The sequence below is a fragment of the Nonomuraea sp. NPDC049141 genome, assembly GCF_040648415.1.
Classification (GTDB): domain Bacteria; phylum Actinomycetota; class Actinomycetes; order Streptosporangiales; family Streptosporangiaceae; genus Nonomuraea.
The window spans coordinates 416,285-434,364 of sequence record NZ_JBEZDR010000008.1 but is presented as its reverse complement, the minus strand read 5'-3'; the positions used below and the strand labels follow the sequence as shown (position 1 = coordinate 434,364).

Here is an 18,080-nt window from a genome sequence, read left to right as displayed (position 1 = left end):
AGGATCCATTTGTGAAGCGGGAAGGAATTACGGCACACTGATGTTGTGAAAAACGTGCCCACGTCAATCGAGCCAGGAAACGAGCGCGGCACCCGCGCCCGGGTCGCTCGGCTGATCCTTGAGCACGGTCCTGTCGCGGCGGTCGCGCTGGGCGAGCGGCTCGGGCTCACGCCCGCCGCCGTCCGCCGTCATCTTGACGCGCTGCTGGCTGACGGGATGATCGAGCCTCGTACGGTGCGTCCGCGCGGACAGCGCGGACGAGGGCGACCGGCCAAGCTGTTCGCCATCACCGACGCGGGGCGCAGTGCTTTCGAGCACGCCTATGACGACCTGGCCAACAGCGTATTGCGTTTCCTGGCCGAGCGCGTGGGCGACAAAGCAGTGACCGACTTCGCCCGCTCGCAGGTGTCCAGCCTGATGCGACGACTGGAGCCGGTCATGCTGACGGTGCCGGCCGACCAGCGCGTACAAGTGCTGGCGCAGGCGCTGTCGGCGGAGGGGTACGCCGCCTCGGCCACCAAGGCCAAGTCGGGCGGCGACCAGCTCTGCCAGCACCACTGCCCGGTGGCGCACGTGGCGGCGGAGTTCCCGCAGCTGTGTGAGGCCGAGACGGAGGCGTTCGCGCAACTGCTCGGCACCCCGGTGCAGCGCCTGGCCACGATCGCGCACGGCGACGGGGTCTGCACCACCCATGTGAGCCCGCACGCGCTGGGCCTTGCAACGAGCAGGGCCACCCATAGCGACAAAAGCAAGGAGACCGGAAGGTGACTGTCACCGACCGCCCGGAGCTGGAAGGCCTCGGGAATTACAAGTTCGGCTGGTCCGACTCGGATGCCGCAGGGGCGGTGGCCAAGCGCGGCCTGTCCGAGGAGGTCGTCCGCAACATCTCCGCGCTCAAGAACGAGCCGGAGTGGATGCTCGACCTTCGCCTGAAGGGCCTCCGCCTGTTCGGCAAGAAGCCCCTGCCCACCTGGGGTTCCGACCTCACGGGCATCGACTTCGACAACATCAAGTACTTCGTGCGCTCGACCGAGAAGCAGGCCGCTTCCTGGGACGAGCTGCCCGACGACATCAAGAACACCTATGACAAGCTCGGCATCCCCGAGGCGGAGAAGCAGCGCCTCATCGCCGGTGTCGCCGCCCAGTACGAATCCGAGGTCGTCTATCACAAGATCCGTGAGGACCTCGAGGAGAAGGGCGTCATCTTCGTCGACACCGACACGGGCCTGAGGGAGCACGAGGAGCTCTTCAAGGAGTACTTCGGCTCGGTCATCCCGGTCGGCGACAACAAGTTCGCCGCGCTCAACACCTCCGTGTGGTCCGGTGGCTCGTTCATCTACGTGCCGCCGAACGTCGAGGTCGAGATCCCGCTGCAGGCCTACTTCCGGATCAACACCGAGAACATGGGTCAGTTCGAGCGGACGCTGATCATCGTCGACGAGGGCAGCTACGTCCACTACGTCGAGGGCTGCACCGCGCCGATCTACTCCTCCGACTCGCTGCACTCCGCGGTCGTCGAGATCATCGTGAAGAAGAACGCCCGCTGCCGTTACACGACCATCCAGAACTGGTCCAACAACGTCTACAACCTGGTCACCAAGCGCGCCGTCGCCTACGAGGGCGCGACCATGGAGTGGATCGACGGCAACATCGGCTCCAAGGTCACCATGAAGTACCCGGCCGTCTACCTGATGGGCGAGCACGCCAAGGGTGAGACGCTGAGCGTCGCCTTCGCGGGCGAGGGCCAGCACCAGGACGCCGGCTCCAAGATGGTGCACCTGGCTCCGCACACGAGCTCCACCGTCATCTCCAAGTCGGTGGCGCGCGGCGGCGGCCGCACCTCCTACCGCGGTCTCGTCCAGATCGAGGAGGGCGCTCACGGCAGCGCCAGCACGGTCAAGTGCGACGCGCTCCTGGTCGACCAGATCAGCCGCTCCGACACCTACCCCTACGTCGACGTCCGCGAGGACGACGTCTCGATGGGTCACGAGGCCACGGTCTCCAAGGTGAGCGAGGACCAGCTGTTCTACCTCATGAGCCGCGGTCTGGGCGAGGACGAGGCGATGGCGATGATCGTGCGCGGCTTCGTCGAGCCGATCGCGCGCGAGCTCCCCATGGAGTACGCCCTCGAACTGAACCGCCTCATCGAGCTGCAGATGGAAGGAGCCGTCGGCTGATGGGCCTGACCGAGAAGCCCTTGTCGACCCTGCACGAGAAGGCGTCCTACGACCTGGACGACTTCGAGGTCCCGACGGGGCGCGAAGAGGCGTGGCGCTTCACGCCGCTGTCCCGCCTGAAGGGCCTGCACAGCGGCAAGGCGGAGATCACCGGGCGGGTGCTCACCCAGGTCTATACCCCGGCGGGCGTCGCCGCCGAGTGGGTCGGGCGCGAGGACGCGCGCATCGGCAAGGCGTACGTGCCGGCCGACCGCGTCAGCGCGCAGGCCTACAACGCCTTCGAGAAGGCGCTGGTCGTGACCGTGCCCAAGGAGACGGTGCCCGGCGAGGAGATCCGCATCGAGCTGCGCGGCGGCGGCAGCGACGGGGTCAGCTACGGCCACATCGTGGTCGTGCTGGAGCCGCTGGCCGAGGCCGTGGTCGTCATCGAGCACCAGGGCAGCGCGGTCTACGCCGACAACATCGAGTTCGTCGTCGGCGACGGCGCCACGCTCAAGGTCGTCAGCCTGCAGGACTGGGACGACGACGCCGTGCACGTCTCCCACCACCACGCCCAGCTCGCCAAGGACGCCACGTTCAAGGGCTTCGTGGTGACCCTGGGCGGCGACCTGGTGCGCCTGTCGCCGAGCGTGTCCTACATCGGCCCGGGCGGCGACGCCGACCTGTCCGGCGTCTACTTCGCCGACGCGGGCCAGCACCTGGAGCACCGCCTCCTGGTCGACCACTCGCAGCCCCACTGCAAGAGCAACGTCGACTACCGCGGCGCTCTGCAGGGCGAGGACGCGCACGCCGTGTGGATCGGCGATGTGATCATCAGGGTCGAGGCCGAGGGCACCGACACCTACGAACTCAACCGCAACCTGATCCTCACCGACGGCGCCCGCGCCGACTCGGTGCCCAACCTGGAGATCCTCACCGGCGAGGTGGCCGGCGCCGGCCACGCCAGCGCCTCCGGGCGCCTCGACGACGAGCACATCTTCTACCTGCAGGCCCGCGGCATCCCCTTCGACGAGGCCCGGCGCCTGGTCATCAAGGGCTTCCTCGGTCAGCTCATCGAGAAGATCCAGGTGGCGGAGATCCGCGATCGCGTCCTGAACGCGGTGGAGGCGGAGCTCGCGCGATGAGTCTTGAGAAGGTGTGCAAGGTCGAGGACATCCCCGACGGCGGAGTGATCGGCGTGGAGGTGGGGGAGACCCCGGTCGCGCTGGTCCGCAAGGGCGGCGAGGTGTTCGCCCTGCACGACGTCTGCTCCCACGCCGAGGTGAAGCTCAGCGAGGGGGAGGTCTACGACGGCACACTCGAATGCTGGTTGCACGGCTCGTGCTTCGACGTCCGCTCCGGCAAACCCACCGGGCCGCCCGCCACCAGACCCGTGAACGTCTACACAGTCCAGATCGACGGCGACGACGTCCTCGTCTCGCTCTCGAAGGAGTCATAAAACACATGTCCACCCTTGAGATCCGTGACCTGAAGGTCGCCGTCGAGGACAAGGAAATCCTGCGCGGCGTCAACCTCACCGTGCAGTCGGGGAAGACCCACGCCATCATGGGGCCCAACGGCTCCGGCAAGTCCACCCTCGCCTACGCCATCGCCGGCCACCCGAAATACACCATCACCGGCGGCGAGGTGCTGCTCGACGGCGTCAATCTGCTGGAGCTGACGGTCGACGAGCGGGCCCGCGCCGGCCTGTTCCTGGCCATGCAGTACCCGGTCGAGGTCCCCGGCGTGTCGGTCTCCAACTTCCTGCGCACCGCGGTCACCTCGGTCAGCGGCGAGGCGCCCAAGCTGCGCCAGTTCGCCAAGGACCTCAAGAGCGGCATGGACGCGTTGCAGATCGACGGCGCGTTCGCCCAGCGCAACCTCAACGAGGGCTTCTCCGGCGGTGAGAAGAAGCGCCACGAGATCCTCCAGCTGGAGCTGCTCAAGCCGAAGATCGCGGTGCTCGACGAGACCGACTCCGGGCTCGACGTCGACGCGCTGCGCGTGGTGTCCGAGGGCATCAACCGCTTCCGCGCCTCGGGCGACACGGGCGTCCTGCTGATCACGCACTACACCCGCATCCTGCGGTACGTGAAGCCCGACTTCGTGCACGTCTTCGCCGCTGGCAAGATCGTGGAGGAGGGCGGGCCGGAGCTGGCCGACAAGCTCGAGGCCGAGGGCTACGAGCAGTACACGAAGGCATCTGTATGACTTCCACCAGCTTGGACGTGGAGAGGATCAGGAAGGACTTCCCGGTTCTCTCCCGCGAGCTGCCCGGCGGGCGTCCGCTCGTCTATCTCGACTCGGGCAACTCCTCCCAGAAGCCCACCGCGGTCGTCGAGACCATGCGCGAGCACCTGGCGATGCACTACAGCAACGTCGGGCGCGCCATGCACGTGCTCGGCGCGGAGTCGACCGAGGCCTACGAGAGCGCGCGTGACAAGGTGGCCGAGTTCATCGGCGCCCCGTCGCGCGACGAGGTGATCTTCACCAAGAACGCCTCCGAGGCGCTCAACCTGGTCGCCTACTCCTTCGGCAACCCGGCCAACACCGACCCCCGCTTCACCCTCGGCCCCGGCGACGAGATCGTCATCTCCGAGATGGAGCACCACTCCAACATCGTGCCGTGGCAGTTCCTGGTGCAGCGCACCGGCGCGACGCTCAAGTGGTTCGGTGTCACGGACGACGGTCGCCTCGATATTTCGGATATTTCAGGACTGATCACTGAGCGCACGAAGATCGTGTCGATCGCGCATCAGTCCAACGTGCTCGGCACCATCAACCCGGTGGCCGACGTGCTGCGCCGGGCCCGCGAGGTGGGCGCGCTGGTGCTGCTCGACGCCTCCCAGTCGGTCCCGCACCACGCCGTGAACATGGCCGAGCTGGGTGTCGACTTCGTCGCCTTCACCGGCCACAAGATGGTCGGTCCCTCGGGCATCGGGGTGCTCTGGGGCAAGGCCGAGCTGCTCGACGCCATGCCCCCGTTCCTGGGCGGCGGCGAGATGATCGAGGCGGTCTGGATGGACCACTCGACGTACGCGCCGGTGCCGCACAAGTTCGAGGCGGGCACTCCGCCGATCGTCGAGGCCATCGGTCTCGGCGCGGCCGTCGACTACCTGACCGGCATCGGCATGGAGGCCATCGAGGCGCACGAGCGCGGCCTGACGGCCTACGCGCTCGACGCGCTGCGCGAGGTGCCCACGCTGCGCCTGATCGGGCCCGACTCGCTCGACCAGCGGGGCGCCACCCTGTCGTTCACGCTCGGCGGCATCCACCCGCACGACGTCGGCCAGCTGCTCGACGACGACTTCGGCATCGCGGTACGCGTCGGGCACCACTGCGCCCGGCCCCTCCACCTGCGGTTCGGAATACCGGCGACCACTCGGGCGTCGTTCTACCTGTACAACACCACGGGCGAGATCGACGCCCTGGTCCGCGGCCTCCATCATGTTCAGAAGGTGTTCGCATAGCCATGATCGGCGAGTCGATGTACCAGGAACTGATCCTGGAACACTACAAGCACCCGCAGGGGCGGGGGCTGCGTGACCCGTACGACGCCGAGGTTCACCACGTGAACCCCACGTGCGGCGACGAGATCACGCTCCGGGTCAAGTTGGGCGACGCCGGCAAGATCGAGGACGTCTCCTACGACGGGCAGGGCTGTTCGATCAGCCAGGCCGCCGCCTCGGTGTTGCACGAGCTGACCACCGGCTCGACGGTCGAGGACACGCTGTCCGTGGTCGACGAGTTCACCCGCCTCATGCAGGGCCGGGGCAAGGTGGAGGCCGACGAGGACGTGCTCGGCGACGCGGTGGCGTTCGCGGGCGTGGCCAAGTTCCCGGCGCGCGTCAAGTGCGCGCTGCTGTCGTGGATGGCCTACAAGGACGCTGTTGTGAGGAGTGCTGCGCGATGAGCAAGCCGGTGGAGACGCCGACCGGGTTCGATGGTGAGGCCACCGTCGACGAGGTCATGGAGGCGCTCAAGGACGTCGTCGACCCCGAGCTCGGCATCAACGTCGTCGACCTGGGCCTGATCTACGGGCTCAACCTCGACCCCGCCGAGGGCGGCCGGCCGGTGGCCACCATCGACATGACGCTGACCAGCGCGGCCTGCCCGCTGACCGATGTCATCGAGGATCAGGCGCATTCCGCGCTCGAGGGCATGGTTTCCGATGTTAAGATCAATTGGGTCTGGCTCCCGCCGTGGGGACCGGACAAGATCACTGACGAAGGGCGCGAGCAGCTTCGTATGCTAGGCTTCAACGTCTGATCATTGCTGTAGGGCTGACATCTTGGTGTCAGCCACTTCAGCCTGCCGAAGTCTGATAACTCAGATACTCGGGGAATACATGGTGTCTTCCCCGTGTTGGCAACACGTGCACCTAACGCACCAAAGTGCGTTTCACGCCGCCTGCGGCCGGCAAATGGGTGCGCGTAGACGGCCCGTCCTCCGGGCCAGTCCCCACCCAGCGGATGCCGACCATCCGCGCCTCGCAATGAAGTACGGCTCTGCCGTACGTCCCGGCTCGTCCTTTTCGCAGAAGTGACGCGCCACTCTGACTGAAAGGCACGAAGTTCGTGACCATGCTTGACGCTGTCCTGCCCGAGCTCAACGAGAACACCCCCGAGCCGGGTCCGTCCGAATTCGAGCTGCTCGGCCTGCCGAAGCCGCTCATCACCGGACTGGCCAAGCAGGGCATAGCCAGCCCGTTCCCCATCCAGAGCGCGACGATCCCCGACGTCCTCACCGGCGCCAACGTGCTCGGCCGCGGCCAGACCGGCTCCGGCAAGACCCTCGCTTTCGGCCTGCCCCTCATGGCCCGCATCTCCGGCGTCCGGCCCACCCCGGGCCGCCCCCGCGCGATGATCCTCGTGCCCACCCGTGAGCTCGCGCTCCAGGTGCACGATGCCCTTGAGCCGCTCGGCCGGGGCCTCGGCCTGCGCATGAAGGTCATCGTCGGCGGCATGTCGATGGGCAAGCAGATCGAGGCGCTGCGCCGCGGCGTCGACGTCGTCATCGCCACCCCCGGCCGCCTGGGCGACCTCATCCGGCAGGGCGAGTGCTCGCTGGGCGACATCGAGGTCAGCGTCCTCGACGAGGCCGACCACATGTGCGACCTCGGCTTCTTCCCCGTCGTCACCGAGCTGCTCGCGCAGACCCCGGCCGACGGGCAGCGGCTGCTGTTCTCCGCCACGCTCGACGGCGACGTCGACAAGCTGGTGCGGCGCTTCCTCAAGGACCCGATCACGCACTCCGTGGCGCCGGCGACCTCCCCGGTCGAGCTCATGGAGCACCACGTGATCCAGGTGACCCGCGACGACAAGTTCGACGTCACCGCGGAGATCGCCAACCGCGAGGGCCGTACGATCATCTTCGTCCGCACCCAGCACGGCGTCGACCGGCTGTGCAAGCAGCTGGCCCGCGTCGGCATCAAGTCGGGCGGCCTGCACGGCGGCAAGCGCCAGAACCAGCGCACCCGCATCCTGGCCGAGTTCCGCGAGGGCTCCGTCAACGTGCTGGTCTGCACCGACGTGGCGGCGCGCGGCATCCACGTCGACAACATCAGCCTCGTGCTGCACGTCGACCCGCCGCAGGACCACAAGAGCTACCTGCACCGCGGTGGCCGCACGGCCCGCGCGGGTGAGAAGGGCACCGTCGTCACGCTGGTGCTGCCGAGCGAGCGCCGCTCGACCGACCAGCTCACCCGCAGGGCCGGGATCCACCCGTTCCGCCTCAAGGCCGAGCCGGGCAACCCGCGCCTGTCCGAGGTGACCGGCGCCCGCGTCCCGAGCGGCGAGCCCGTCCCCGTCTGGGAGCCCGACGTCCGCAAGCCGCTGCGCCCCCGCCGCGAAGGCGGCCACAGCGGCTCCGACCGTCGCGGCCGCCGTCCGCGCCGCGAGTTCGACGGCGAGCGCCGTCCGCGCCGCCACGAGGACGGTCAGCGTCCTTTCGTCGCGGGCGACGACCGGCGTCCCCGTCGCCACGACGGTGACGACCGCTACCCGCGCCGGCACGCCGAGGGCGGCTCGCCGGAGCCCCGCACGACCGGCGACGACCGTGGCCAGGCCGGCGGCTACCGCGGCGGTGACCGTGGCCCGCGTGGCGGCGGCTTCCGCTCGGACGACCGCGCCCCCCGCGCGGACGCCCCGCGTGGCGGCGGCTACCGTTCCGACGACCGTCAGAGCGGCCCCCGCTCCGACGACCGTCAGGGCGGCGGCTACCGTTCGAACGACCGTCAGGGCGGATACCGTTCCGACGACCGTGGTCAGGGCGGCGGCTTCCGCTCCGACGACCGTGGCACCCGCGCCCCCAGCGGCGACCGTGGCCGGCCGTTCACGGCCGACCGCGACCGGCCCGTGCGTTCCGACGACCGCCCCGTGCGTTCCGACGACCGTGGCGCTTCGCGGGGCGGCTACCGCTCCGACGACCGTGGCAACGGCGGTTTCCGCAGCGGCACCGCCCGCCGCTTCGACCGCTGACACCGGCGGGTCACCGGTGACCCACCGCTGACCAGCACACGGCGCTGCCCGCCGTACCCCTTTTGCGGGGGTACGGCGGGCAGCGCCGTTTTCGCTGTGCTCAGGGGGACAGCTGCCGTGCTCCCAGGGCCTCCAGGCTGGAAGCCGACGCGAGCCCGGTGAGCGGTATCCCGCGTGCCCGGGAGAGCGGGAGGAGGGTGGCGGTCAGCGGGGCCTGAGCAGCGCCACCACGGCGAGCCCCACTACCGCACCGGCCGTGATGACCATCGGCGGCGCGACCCACTGGGCGGCCGAGCCCGCCACGGCGAAGCCGATGCCCTGCCAGAACATCAGTCCCGCCGTCTGAATGCTCAGCGCCCTGCCCACCACCGGCTCCGGGGCCGCGTCCATGAGGAGCTGGTCCAGCCCCAGGTGGTGGGCCAGCCCCATGCCCGACAGCACCAGCAGCCCCACCGCGAGCGGCAGCCCGGGACGCAGGCCGAAGGCGAGCTGCGGCAGGAACATCAGCAGCGCCAGCGGCACGATGAGCCGCAGGCGGCGGGCGGGCGAAGGGATCCACAGGCACAGCACCTCACCCAGCACCGTGCCGACCGGCAGCGCCGACATGAGCAGCCCCAGCCCCACGGTCCCGAATCCGGCCAGCTGGGCGTACGGCGCCGCCAGCGCCTCGGGCGTCACCCCGATGGCGGGGACGGCCCAGCCGAACACGAGCACGCGGCGCAGCGGTACCAGCCGGAAGACCTTCCCCAGCCCCGCCAGCGAGTCACGGACGAGCGAGAGCGACGTGGCCGAGGTGACGGCGGGACGGGACTTGACCCCCGCGGCCAGCAGCGCCGCCGAGGTCAGGAAGGCGCCCGTGTTCAGAAGGAGCGCGGCGCGTGGTGTCAGCGCGATGAGCAGCAGCCCGCCGAGAGCGAACCCACCCACCTGCGCACCCTGCGCCACCAGCCGGAACAGGCTGCGCCCCGCGATGTAGGCGTCGCCGTCGAGGATGCGCGGCAGCAGCGCCGCCCGCGCGCCCGCGAAGACCGGGGCCACCAGTCCCATCCCGAACGCCAGCACCAGCACGACGCCGACGGGCGAGCCGGGCGACGCCATCGCCGCGGCCAGCGCGGCCGTCGTCAGGTTGCAGCCCACCAGCAGGCGCCGGATGGCCATCCGGTCGGCCAGCGCCGACAGCAGCACGCCACCGAACAGATAGGGGACGAACGCGACGGTGAACACCAGCGCGGCCAGGAAGGGCGAGCGGGTCTGGCGATAGACCAGCACGGTCAGGGCGAACTGGGTCACGATCGTGCCCAGCATGCAGATGACGTGCGACAGGAAGATCGCCCGGAACTCGGGCACGGCCAGTGCGTCACGGTACCGGGCTCGGGCGGCCGCAGGCTGGTTCATCGAGTCCCCCCCAGGTGATGCCGGTCGCCGTGGCCGGCCCGGGCCACGGCGACCAGTCGGTCAGTAGGCGTACCGCATGTCGGATCACCTCCCCAGGTCGACGGGCAGAGTCCGAACTCCTCGCAGGGTGCCGCTGTCCCACATCACCGGCTCGGCGCGCGGCCGGACGGCGGGGTAGCCGCGGGCGAGCTCCGTGAACAGCGCCCTGGTCTGCATCGCGGCGACACCGGCGCCCAGGCAGGCGTGCAGGCCGCGGCCGAAGCCGAGGTGGGGATTGGGGGAACGGCCCAGCCGCAGGACGTCGGGGTCGGGAAAGACGGCCGGGTCGCGGTTGGCGGCCCCGATGATCAGCGTCACGCCCTCTCCTTCGCGGACCTTTCTGCCGCCGACTTCGGTGTCGGCCAGGCAGCCGCGGGCGAGCACCTGAACCTGACTGGTGTAGCGAATCAACTCTTCAACCGCTAAATCAGGATTTTTGGAGAATTCGAGGAGGCTGCCAGGATTATCGGTCAAGGCGAGGAGAGAGAGTGTCAGCAACCGGGCAGAGGATTCGAAGCCGGCGTGGAAGGTCGATCGGAGTGAATTCAGCACCAGGCGGCGGTCGGCTTCATGGGTACGATCACTGATAAACGCCAACATGCCGCCCGGATGATGGTCGGCCATCCAATGTTCTATTAACTCATCGAGTTCGGCCCGCGCGGCCATGCCCGCCGGTATCACCTCGGGGCGCAGTCCGCCGTCCATGGTGTCGATGACGGGCGGGGAAACACGGTTGAGCCAGTCGAGATCCGGGGGATCGACTCCCAGCACCTCGCAGATGGTCTCCACGGTCAGCGGGATGGCCAATTCGTGGACGAAGTCGAACTCGGTTCCCGCCAGCCCGGCCAGGCGCCGCCGTACCCGCTCCGAGGTGCGTCCGGCCAGCACCGCATGGTCCTGGGCCCGGTAGGCGGCGGTGAGCAGTCGCCGCACGGGCGGGTGGTCGGGTGGATCGACGGTCTGCAACATGACCAGCTCGTCGGGCGTTCGCTCGCCGAGCCGCCGCCAGTCGGAGGTGAAGCGATCCAGACCCTTGAGTACGGCGGCGCAATCGGCATATCGGGTGAGCACCCAGGTGCCGAGTTCGCCGTACCAGAAGAACGGGTCCGTTTCCCGCCAGGCGGCATAGACGGGAGCTGGATTGCGTCGCATTTCCGGTTTTAGTAGGACACGGAGCGAATGTGGAAAGGGACTTTCCGTCGACACCAAGTCTCCATATACCGCTAAAAACTGCGCCAATTGCCTTATTTAGCTCGTGTGACAATAGATGAGTAAGATGTGGGAGTCAACAGTGCGCTATAGTCGCCCGGTCGTCTCGCGTGGCGGACGGCGGGGCGGTGACCCGCGCGCGCAGACTAGGCTTGTCACGCACGCCTGCCGACCGACGAGAGAGATCATGAAGACCTTCGAAGAGCTGTTCGCCGAGCTGTCAGAGAAGGCACGCACCCGGCCCGCGGGCTCGGGCACCGTGGCCGCGCTCGACGCCGGCGTCCATGCCATCGGCAAGAAGGTCGTCGAGGAGGCCGCCGAGAGCTGGATGGCCGCCGAGCACGAGTCGAGTGACCGGGCCGCCGAGGAGATCTCCCAGCTGCTCTACCACGTGCAGGTGCTCATGCTCGCCAAGGGCATCGGGCTGGATGAGGTGTACAAGCATCTTTAGGGCGCCCCGCGCCCGTCAGCCCGTACACCTACCAGCCCGCGAGACACCAAGGACACACAGCCATGTTGCGTCTGGCCGTACCCAACAAGGGCGCGCTCAGTGAGGCCGCCCAGACCATGCTCAAAGAGGCCGGTTACCGGTCCCGCAGGGACAGCAAGGAGCTCGTCGTCGTCGACGAGGACAACGGTTGCGAGCTGTTCTTCCTGCGACCCCGCGACATCGCGGTCTACGTCGGCGAGGGCATGCTCGACGCCGGCATCACCGGCCGCGACATGCGCGTCGACTCCGGTGCCCCCGTCGAGGAGATCATGCCGCTCGGCTTCGGCGGCTCCACCTTCCGGCTGGCCGCCAAGGCGGGTGCCATGACGTCGGTCAAGGACCTCGACGGCCTGCGCATCGCCACCTCCTATGCCGGCGTGCTCGGCAAATACCTGTCCGAGTCCGGCGTCGACGCCCGCGTCATCAAGCTCGACGGGGCGGTCGAGACCGCCATCAGGCTGGGCGTCGCCGACGCGGTCGCCGACGTCGTCGAGACCGGCACCACGCTGCGCAACGTCGGCCTGGAGGTGTTCGGCGAGCCGATCATGCGCTCCGAGGCCGTGCTGATCAAGCAGCAGGGCAATGGCAACGGGGCGGACGCCGGCATCGAGCAGCTCGTCCGCCGCCTGCAGGGCGTCGTGCACGCCCGCGACTTCGTGATGATGGACTACGACATCCGCGCCGAGCGGATCGAGGAGGCCATCGCGCTCACGCCCGGCATGGAGGGCCCCACGGTCTCACCGCTGCACCGCGAGGGCTGGGTCGCCGTCCGGGTGATGGTCCGGCGGCGCGGGCACCAGCAGGTGATGGACCAGCTCTGGGAGATCGGGGCAAGGGCCATCCTGGCCACCGACATCTACGCCTGCCGCCTGTGAGATCTGTCCGCTAGGTGATGTCCCGTCCGGGAATCACATAGCTGTGCGTGACGAATCGCTTGCCACCCGCTATCTCCCCTTCTGTGATGCCGGGGCGTCGCAGGTGTGGGCTTCGTTGCAGCGCGGCAACCGACGCTGGGCGGCGGGCGCGTCCCGCCGTCCGCGCCAGGACCCCGACCGCAGAAGGCAGGTGGCGGTGGGCCAGTCGCCATACGCGGTGGTGCTGTCGTGCATCGACTCACGGGTGCCGCCCGAGGTCGTCTTCGACGCCGGGCTGGGCGATCTGCTCGTCGTGCGTACGGCGGCGCACACCGTCGACCGGCTCGTCACCGCGGCGGTCCAGTTCGGCCCGCAGGCCTTGCACGCCAGGCTCGTCGTCGTCCTGGGGCACCAGCGCTGCGGCGCCGTCTCCGCCGCGGCCAGGGCGCTGCGCGAGCAGGAGACGCTGCCCGGCGAGCTGCCCAGCATCGTCGCCGCCCTCGAACCCGTCTACACCGGCTCCGGGGGCGAAGCGGACGAGGTGGACGCGATGGTCCGTGCGCACACCGTACGTACGGTAGCGAGCCCGAGAGTCGACGCCGTGTTATCCGGCCAGGCCGCCAGCGTGGTCGGCGCCTACTACAGCCTCGACACGGGACTGGTGCGGCGCGTCGCCTGACAAATGTCACCGCCAGCCCCGGAGGTAACGCACTAACCAGGCAAGTTCCACGAACCTACCGTTGACCTCATGAACGCCATCGTGTTCGACCACGTCAGCAAGGACTACGGGAACGTCCTCGCCGTCGACGATGTGTCCCTCTCCATAGAGCCCGGCAAGACCGTGGCCCTGCTCGGCCCCAACGGCGCCGGCAAGTCGACCTCCATCAACATGCTGCTCGGCCTGCTGCGACCGTCCAGGGGGACGGTCAGCGTGTTCGGCCGCACGCCCCGCCAGGCCGTCGCGGCCGGCCAGATGGGGGCCATGCTGCAGAGCGGCCAGCTCATCCCCGAGCTGTCGGTCAAGGAGCTCATCGACCTGGTCCGCAAGCTGTACCCCGAGCCGCTGGACCTGGAGGAGATCTTCAAGCTGGCCGACCTCACCGACCTGGTGAAGCGGCGCGCGAACAAGCTGTCCGGCGGCCAGTCCCAGCGCGTCAGGTTCGCCCTGGCGATCGCGGGCGCGCCCAAGGCGCTGCTGCTGGACGAGCCGACCGCGGCCATGGACGTGGAGTCGCGGCTGCGGTTCTGGGAGAGCATGCGCGGCTACGCGGCGGGCGGCCGGACCGTGCTGTTCGCCACGCACTACCTGGAGGAGGCCGATGAGCACTCCGACCGGGTGATCGTCATCGCCAAGGGCAAGGTGGTGGCCGACGGCACCGCCGCGCAGATCAAGGCGGACGTCGGCGGCCAGGCCGTCCGCTTCACCCTCGGCGAGCAGCCCGCGGCCGGGCTCGACCTGCTGCCCGGCGTCACCGCGGTCGAGATCGCCGCCGGCACGGCCACGCTGCGTACTTCCGACACCGACGCGACCCTCGCCGGGCTCTACCGGGGCACCACGCTCGACGTGCGCGACCTCCAGCTCTCCGGCGCCGACCTAGAGGACGCCTTCCTCGCCCTCACCAGGGAGTCCTGATGCTCTACTACGCCAAGATCGAGGCGCTGCGGATGCTGCGCAACCGGCGCTACATCATCTTCGTGGTGCTGTTCCCCGTCGTGTTCTACCTGATCAACGCCAACATCTACGGCGACCAGAAGGACGCCGGCGGCGTGCGGATGAGCACCTACCTGCTGGTGTCGATGGCCGCCTACGGCGCGCTCGCCTCGTCCATGATGAGCTCGGCCGTGCCCTGGGCGCAGGAACGCCAGTCTGGCTGGCTGCGCCAGCTGCAGATCACCCCGCTGCCGAGCTGGGCGATCATCGTCACCAAGCTCGGCGCCGCGATGGTCCTCGTGCTGCCGTCGCTGCTGCTGGTCAGCGCGGCCGGCGTGCTGCAGCAGGGCGTGTCGATGCCGGCCGGCCAGTGGCTGCCGCTGCTGCTGTCGCTGTGGATCGGCACGGTCCCGTTCATCGCGCTCGGGCTGTTCATCGGCTCGCTGCTGAGCGCCGACGCCGCCCAGCCCGCCGCGATGATCTGTATGTTCGCCCTGTCGCTGCTCGGCGGACTCTGGTTCCCCGTCGACGCCATCGGCGGCACGATGCGGACCCTCGCCCACTTCATGCCTTCTTACCACTACGCCAATCTCGGCTGGAACGTCATCGCGGGCAACGGCGTGCCGATGTCCGACCTGCTCATCGTGGTGGCGTGGGCGGCCGTGCTCGGGGGCGCCGCCGCGTACGCCTACCGGCGGGCTACTGTTCGGGCTTGACTGCTCCTCTTCCTTGAAGGGAGGGGATTCCTGCTTCACCGCCGATCGCCCGTCGAGGAGGTCTCCTCTTGAGGTCTTACATCGGCTCCACAGGCGTTTCAGCTCTCCGCCAGCCCGGCGGCGAGCACGTTGTTGGCCGCGTTGACGTCCCGGTCATGGACCGCGCCGCAGGCGCATGTCCATTCCCGGACGTTCAGCGGCATCTTGTCGTGCAGCGTCCCGCATGCCGAGCACAACTTGGAGGAGGGGAACCAGCGGTCGACCGCCATGAGCGTGCGCCCGTACCAGGCCGCCTTGTACTCCAGCATCGAGCGGAGTTCGCGCCAGGACGCGTCGGAGATGGCGCGGGCCAGCGAGTGGTTCTTGACCATGTTGCGGACGGTCAGGTCTTCCACGGCGATCACTTGGTTCTCGCGAACAAGCCGTGTCGTGACCTTGTGCAGGTGGTCGCGTCTGCGGTCGGTGATGCGGGCGTGTATCTTGGCGACCTTCAGTTTCGCTTTGGCCAGGTTGGCCGAGCCTTTCTCCTTGCGGGCCAGCGCCCGCTGCGCCGTGGCCAGCTTGCGCCGGTCGCGGCGTTCGTGGCGGGGGTTGACGATCTTCTCGCCGGTCGACAGCGTGGCCAGCGCCGAGATGCCAGCGTCCACGCCCACATTCTGATCCACCGGTGGAAGCGGGCTGATCTTCTCCTCGACCAGCAGGGACACGAACCAGCGCCCGGCCGCGTCCCGGGACACGGTGACCGTGGACGGGAGCGCGCCATCGGGAAGCGGACGCGACCAGCGGATGTCCAGCGGCGCGTCCATTTTCGCCAGCGTCAGCGCGCCGTCTCGCCAGCGGAACGCCGACCTGGTGTACTCCGCCGACGTCCGCGACTTCTTGCGGGACTTGAATGTCGGGTACTTCGCGCGTTTGGCGAAGAAGTTCGCGAACGCCGCTTGCAGGTGCCGCAGCGCCTGTTGCAACGGCACCGACGACACCTCGGACAGGAAGTCGAACTCGCCGCTACGCTTCCACGCCGTGATCATCGCCGATGACTCGACGTAGGAGACGCGACGCTTTTGCAGCGTGTAGGCGCGGGTGCGTTCTTCCAGGGCTTTGTTGTAGACGAGGCGGACGCAGCCGAACGTCCGGGCCAGCTCTTCGGCCTGCCCGGACGTCGGGTAGAAGCGGTACTTGTAGGCCCGCTTCACGATCTGCGCCACGCCTCACATTCTACTACACGATCATGTAAGTATCGTACGAGTGTTCGATATGGCCTGAAGGCGGGAGTTTCCCTCGGAGGTATCTGATGAACTGGGCCAATCTGCTGACCTTCGGCGGGACGAGAGGAGACTCGTCCCGCTACCGGCGGTTGTTCGGGATCTCCTTCGGGATGATCTACCTGATCTTCCCGTTGGCGGAGATCGTGACCGGGGAGGTCGCCGGCGTCAAGGCCGTCTGGGCGGGGCTGTCGCTGGTCGCGTTCGTGCTCTCGTACCTGGCGACCGTCGTGAGCCCGCGCAGCTTCCGTGAGCGGACGCCGTCGACCTACCCGCTGCTCGCCCTCACCACGACGCTGGCCGTGGGCGCCGCGCTGGTCTTCGGCGGCGGCTGGCTGAGCCTGCCCGTCTACACCACGGTGCTCTTCTCCATGATCCTGTCGCCCCGGCGGGCGGGGTTCGGCATCGTCGCCATGCTGGGGGTCGTCGTCGGCTGCGGGCTGCTGCACGGCAATGATGCCACCTCCATCGCCATACTGGGGCTCCAGGTGGTCACTCTGGGCGTGCTGTTCATCGGCGTACGCAACACCAGGGTCCTGGCCCAGCAACTGCGCGACGCGCAGGGCGAGGTGGCCCGGCTGGCCGCGGCGGACGAGCGGCTGCGCATCGCCCGCGACCTGCACGACCTGCTCGGCCACAGCCTCTCGCTGATCGTGCTCAAGAGCGAGCTGGCCGGGCGGCTGGCCGAGGACTCCCCACGGGTGTCCAAGGAGATCCAGGACATCGAGTCGGTGGCCAGGCAGGCGCTGACCGAGGTACGCGAGGCCGTGACCGGCTACCGCCAGCGCAGCCTGCCGGAAGAGCTCGACAACGCCAGGTCCGTGCTGCGGGCGGCGGGCGTGGAGCCGCAGGTGCGGATCTCGGGCACACCGCTGCCCGGTCTGCTCGACGGCCTGTTCGGGTGGGCGGTGCGCGAGGGCACCACCAATGTCGTACGGCACGCGCGGGCGCGTCGCTGCGAGATCGAGGTGACGTACGACGGCGAACACGCCATCCTGGAGATCATGGACGACGGGCAGGGCAAGGAGCCGTTCCGGCTCGGCAGCGGTCTGCAGGGCCTGACCGAGCGGGTGCGCGGAGCGGGCGGGACCGTGGAGGTGGGTCCGGGAGCCAGGGCGGGCTTCCGGCTGCGGGTGCTGGTCCCCGCCGGAGCGGCGGCGTGATCCGGGTGATCCTGGCCGAGGACCAGGGCATGGTACGCGGCGCGCTGGCGTCGCTGCTCGGCCTGGAGCCCGACATCGAGGTCGTCGGCGAGGCGGCCGACGGCGAGGCGGCGGTGGCCGTCGCGCTCGCGGAACGCCCGGACATCGCCCTGCTCGACATCGAGATGCCCGTCATGGATGGCCTCAGCGCGGGCGCCCGGATCACCGAACAGGTGCCCGGCTGCCGGGTGATGATCCTGACCACGTTCGGCCGCCCCGGCTACCTGCGTACCGCCATGGAGGCGGGTGCGGTGGCCTTCCTGGTCAAGGACAGCCCGGCCCGCGAGCTGGCGGCGGCGATCAGGCGCGTACACGCGGGGGAGCGGGTCATCGACCCGGGGCTGGCGGCGGCGGCGCTCAGCGCGGGGCCCAACCCGCTGTCGGCCCGCGAACGCGACGTGCTGGCCGCCGCGGCCGACGGATCGACCATCGGCGACATCGCCCGGCACCTGCACCTGTCGGAGGGCACCGTGCGCAACTACCTGTCGTCGGCCATCCAGAAGACGCACGCCCGCAACCGCATCGAGGCCGTCCAGCGCGCCAAAACCCAGGGCTGGCTCTAGTTCGGCCGGCACCGCGCTGCCGTACCTCCGACTCAGGGCGATCGGCCGCTGCGACAGCACCAGG

At 69.0% G+C, this 18,080-nt stretch carries 19 protein-coding genes; 16 read left to right on the top strand and 3 right to left on the bottom strand.

Translation table 11 applies throughout. The annotated features are described in order from the left end of the window. The first annotated feature begins 54 nt into the window (after window positions 1-54). From AB0B91_RS26430 to AB0B91_RS26390, 9 genes are all read left to right on the top strand, one after another. Complete coding sequence (locus AB0B91_RS26430) at window positions 55-768, top strand: metalloregulator ArsR/SmtB family transcription factor (protein WP_358324683.1); 714 nt, start codon at window positions 55-57, stop codon at window positions 766-768. Beyond that, window positions 765-2,177, top strand: a complete 1,413-nt coding sequence (gene sufB / locus AB0B91_RS26425) for a Fe-S cluster assembly protein SufB (protein ID WP_358324681.1) — start codon at window positions 765-767, stop codon at window positions 2,175-2,177. The genes AB0B91_RS26430 and sufB overlap by 4 nt, the downstream gene beginning before the upstream one ends. Next, window positions 2,177-3,301 (top strand): Fe-S cluster assembly protein SufD, encoded by a 1,125-nt coding sequence (sufD, locus tag AB0B91_RS26420; protein WP_358324678.1) that lies wholly within the window; start codon window positions 2,177-2,179, stop codon window positions 3,299-3,301. The genes sufB and sufD overlap by 1 nt, the downstream gene beginning before the upstream one ends. Further along, a complete protein-coding gene (locus AB0B91_RS26415; RefSeq protein ID WP_214636280.1) occupies window positions 3,298-3,615 on the top strand; it encodes a non-heme iron oxygenase ferredoxin subunit in 318 nt (105 codons plus the stop codon). The genes sufD and AB0B91_RS26415 overlap by 4 nt, the downstream gene beginning before the upstream one ends. A 5-nt stretch (window positions 3,616-3,620) precedes the next feature. Further along, the gene (gene sufC, locus AB0B91_RS26410; RefSeq protein ID WP_358324676.1) at window positions 3,621-4,367 is read left to right on the top strand and encodes a Fe-S cluster assembly ATPase SufC; all 747 of its coding nucleotides are present in this window, start codon (window positions 3,621-3,623) and stop codon (window positions 4,365-4,367) included. Then, entirely contained in the window at window positions 4,364-5,626 is a 1,263-nt protein-coding gene (locus tag AB0B91_RS26405) for a cysteine desulfurase (protein WP_358324673.1), read from the top strand. Before sufC ends, AB0B91_RS26405 begins: the two co-directional genes overlap by 4 nt. A gap of 2 nt (window positions 5,627-5,628) precedes the next feature. Beyond that, entirely contained in the window at window positions 5,629-6,069 is a 441-nt protein-coding gene (gene sufU / locus AB0B91_RS26400; RefSeq protein ID WP_219528548.1) for a Fe-S cluster assembly sulfur transfer protein SufU, read from the top strand. Beyond that, window positions 6,066-6,425, top strand: coding sequence for a metal-sulfur cluster assembly factor (locus AB0B91_RS26395; RefSeq protein ID WP_214636283.1), 360 nt, complete (start codon window positions 6,066-6,068; stop codon window positions 6,423-6,425). The genes sufU and AB0B91_RS26395 overlap by 4 nt, the downstream gene beginning before the upstream one ends. 314 nt (window positions 6,426-6,739) lie before the next feature. Beyond that, entirely contained in the window at window positions 6,740-8,635 is a 1,896-nt protein-coding gene (locus AB0B91_RS26390; protein WP_358324669.1) for a DEAD/DEAH box helicase, read from the top strand. A 204-nt stretch (window positions 8,636-8,839) separates the two neighbouring features. Here AB0B91_RS26390 and AB0B91_RS26385 read toward each other — a convergent pair whose 3' ends face one another. Next, entirely contained in the window at window positions 8,840-10,030 is a 1,191-nt protein-coding gene (locus AB0B91_RS26385) for an MFS transporter (RefSeq protein WP_358324666.1), read from the bottom strand. Between the two features lie 84 nt (window positions 10,031-10,114). Beyond that, window positions 10,115-11,221, bottom strand: coding sequence for a cytochrome P450 (locus tag AB0B91_RS26380; RefSeq protein ID WP_358324663.1), 1,107 nt, complete (start codon window positions 11,219-11,221; stop codon window positions 10,115-10,117). Between the two features lie 244 nt (window positions 11,222-11,465). Between AB0B91_RS26380 and AB0B91_RS26375 the strand changes: the two genes are divergently transcribed. The 5 genes from AB0B91_RS26375 to AB0B91_RS26355 all read left to right on the top strand — a co-directional run bounded on the left by AB0B91_RS26375 (window position 11,466) and on the right by AB0B91_RS26355 (window position 14,989). Next, window positions 11,466-11,729, top strand: coding sequence for a phosphoribosyl-ATP diphosphatase (locus tag AB0B91_RS26375; RefSeq protein WP_214636287.1), 264 nt, complete (start codon window positions 11,466-11,468; stop codon window positions 11,727-11,729). Window positions 11,730-11,791: 62 nt separating this feature from the next. Next, window positions 11,792-12,643: an ATP phosphoribosyltransferase gene (hisG, locus tag AB0B91_RS26370; RefSeq protein WP_219528546.1), complete on the top strand. Its 852-nt coding sequence runs from the start codon at window positions 11,792-11,794 to the stop codon at window positions 12,641-12,643. Between the two features lie 43 nt (window positions 12,644-12,686). Beyond that, complete coding sequence (locus AB0B91_RS26365) at window positions 12,687-13,301, top strand: carbonic anhydrase (RefSeq protein WP_358324659.1); 615 nt, start codon at window positions 12,687-12,689, stop codon at window positions 13,299-13,301. 69 nt (window positions 13,302-13,370) lie between these two features. Further along, window positions 13,371-14,255 carry an ABC transporter ATP-binding protein gene (locus AB0B91_RS26360; RefSeq protein ID WP_358324656.1) on the top strand — a complete coding sequence of 295 codons (885 nt, stop codon included), beginning with the start codon at window positions 13,371-13,373 and terminating at the stop codon, window positions 14,253-14,255. Continuing rightward, complete coding sequence (locus AB0B91_RS26355) at window positions 14,255-14,989, top strand: ABC transporter permease (RefSeq protein WP_358324653.1); 735 nt, start codon at window positions 14,255-14,257, stop codon at window positions 14,987-14,989. The genes AB0B91_RS26360 and AB0B91_RS26355 overlap by 1 nt, the downstream gene beginning before the upstream one ends. Before the next feature lie 98 nt (window positions 14,990-15,087). Here AB0B91_RS26355 and AB0B91_RS26350 read toward each other — a convergent pair whose 3' ends face one another. Further along, a complete protein-coding gene (locus tag AB0B91_RS26350; RefSeq protein WP_358324651.1) occupies window positions 15,088-16,194 on the bottom strand; it encodes an RNA-guided endonuclease TnpB family protein in 1,107 nt (368 codons plus the stop codon). Window positions 16,195-16,280: 86 nt separating this feature from the next. Here AB0B91_RS26350 and AB0B91_RS26345 point away from each other — a divergent pair, with 86 nt between their 5' ends. Together AB0B91_RS26345 and AB0B91_RS26340 are read left to right on the top strand one after the other, a co-directional pair. Then, on the top strand, window positions 16,281-17,414 hold the full coding sequence (locus tag AB0B91_RS26345) for a sensor histidine kinase (RefSeq protein WP_358324648.1): 1,134 nt from the start codon (window positions 16,281-16,283) through the stop codon (window positions 17,412-17,414). Further along, the gene (locus AB0B91_RS26340; protein ID WP_358324645.1) at window positions 17,411-18,016 is read left to right on the top strand and encodes a response regulator transcription factor; all 606 of its coding nucleotides are present in this window, start codon (window positions 17,411-17,413) and stop codon (window positions 18,014-18,016) included. Before AB0B91_RS26345 ends, AB0B91_RS26340 begins: the two co-directional genes overlap by 4 nt. Window positions 18,017-18,080 lie beyond the last annotated feature (64 nt).

What these genes read in the sequence shown, in the direction of transcription:
- sufD (WP_358324678.1), top strand. Translation starts at nt 2,177, where the DNA reads ATGGGCCTGACCGAGAAGCCCTTGTCGACCCTGCACGAGAAGGCGTCC.
- AB0B91_RS26415 (WP_214636280.1), top strand. Translation starts at nt 3,298, where the DNA reads ATGAGTCTTGAGAAGGTGTGCAAGGTCGAGGACATCCCCGACGGCGGA.
- sufC (WP_358324676.1), top strand. Translation starts at nt 3,621, where the DNA reads ATGTCCACCCTTGAGATCCGTGACCTGAAGGTCGCCGTCGAGGACAAG.
- AB0B91_RS26405 (WP_358324673.1), top strand. Translation starts at nt 4,364, where the DNA reads ATGACTTCCACCAGCTTGGACGTGGAGAGGATCAGGAAGGACTTCCCG.
- sufU (WP_219528548.1), top strand. Translation starts at nt 5,629, where the DNA reads ATGATCGGCGAGTCGATGTACCAGGAACTGATCCTGGAACACTACAAG.
- AB0B91_RS26395 (WP_214636283.1), top strand. Translation starts at nt 6,066, where the DNA reads ATGAGCAAGCCGGTGGAGACGCCGACCGGGTTCGATGGTGAGGCCACC.
- AB0B91_RS26390 (WP_358324669.1), top strand. Translation starts at nt 6,740, where the DNA reads ATGCTTGACGCTGTCCTGCCCGAGCTCAACGAGAACACCCCCGAGCCG.
- AB0B91_RS26385 (WP_358324666.1), bottom strand. Translation starts at nt 10,030, where the DNA reads ATGAACCAGCCTGCGGCCGCCCGAGCCCGGTACCGTGACGCACTGGCC.
- AB0B91_RS26380 (WP_358324663.1), bottom strand. Translation starts at nt 11,221, where the DNA reads ATGCGACGCAATCCAGCTCCCGTCTATGCCGCCTGGCGGGAAACGGAC.
- AB0B91_RS26375 (WP_214636287.1), top strand. Translation starts at nt 11,466, where the DNA reads ATGAAGACCTTCGAAGAGCTGTTCGCCGAGCTGTCAGAGAAGGCACGC.
- hisG (WP_219528546.1), top strand. Translation starts at nt 11,792, where the DNA reads ATGTTGCGTCTGGCCGTACCCAACAAGGGCGCGCTCAGTGAGGCCGCC.
- AB0B91_RS26360 (WP_358324656.1), top strand. Translation starts at nt 13,371, where the DNA reads ATGAACGCCATCGTGTTCGACCACGTCAGCAAGGACTACGGGAACGTC.
- AB0B91_RS26355 (WP_358324653.1), top strand. Translation starts at nt 14,255, where the DNA reads ATGCTCTACTACGCCAAGATCGAGGCGCTGCGGATGCTGCGCAACCGG.
- AB0B91_RS26345 (WP_358324648.1), top strand. Translation starts at nt 16,281, where the DNA reads ATGAACTGGGCCAATCTGCTGACCTTCGGCGGGACGAGAGGAGACTCG.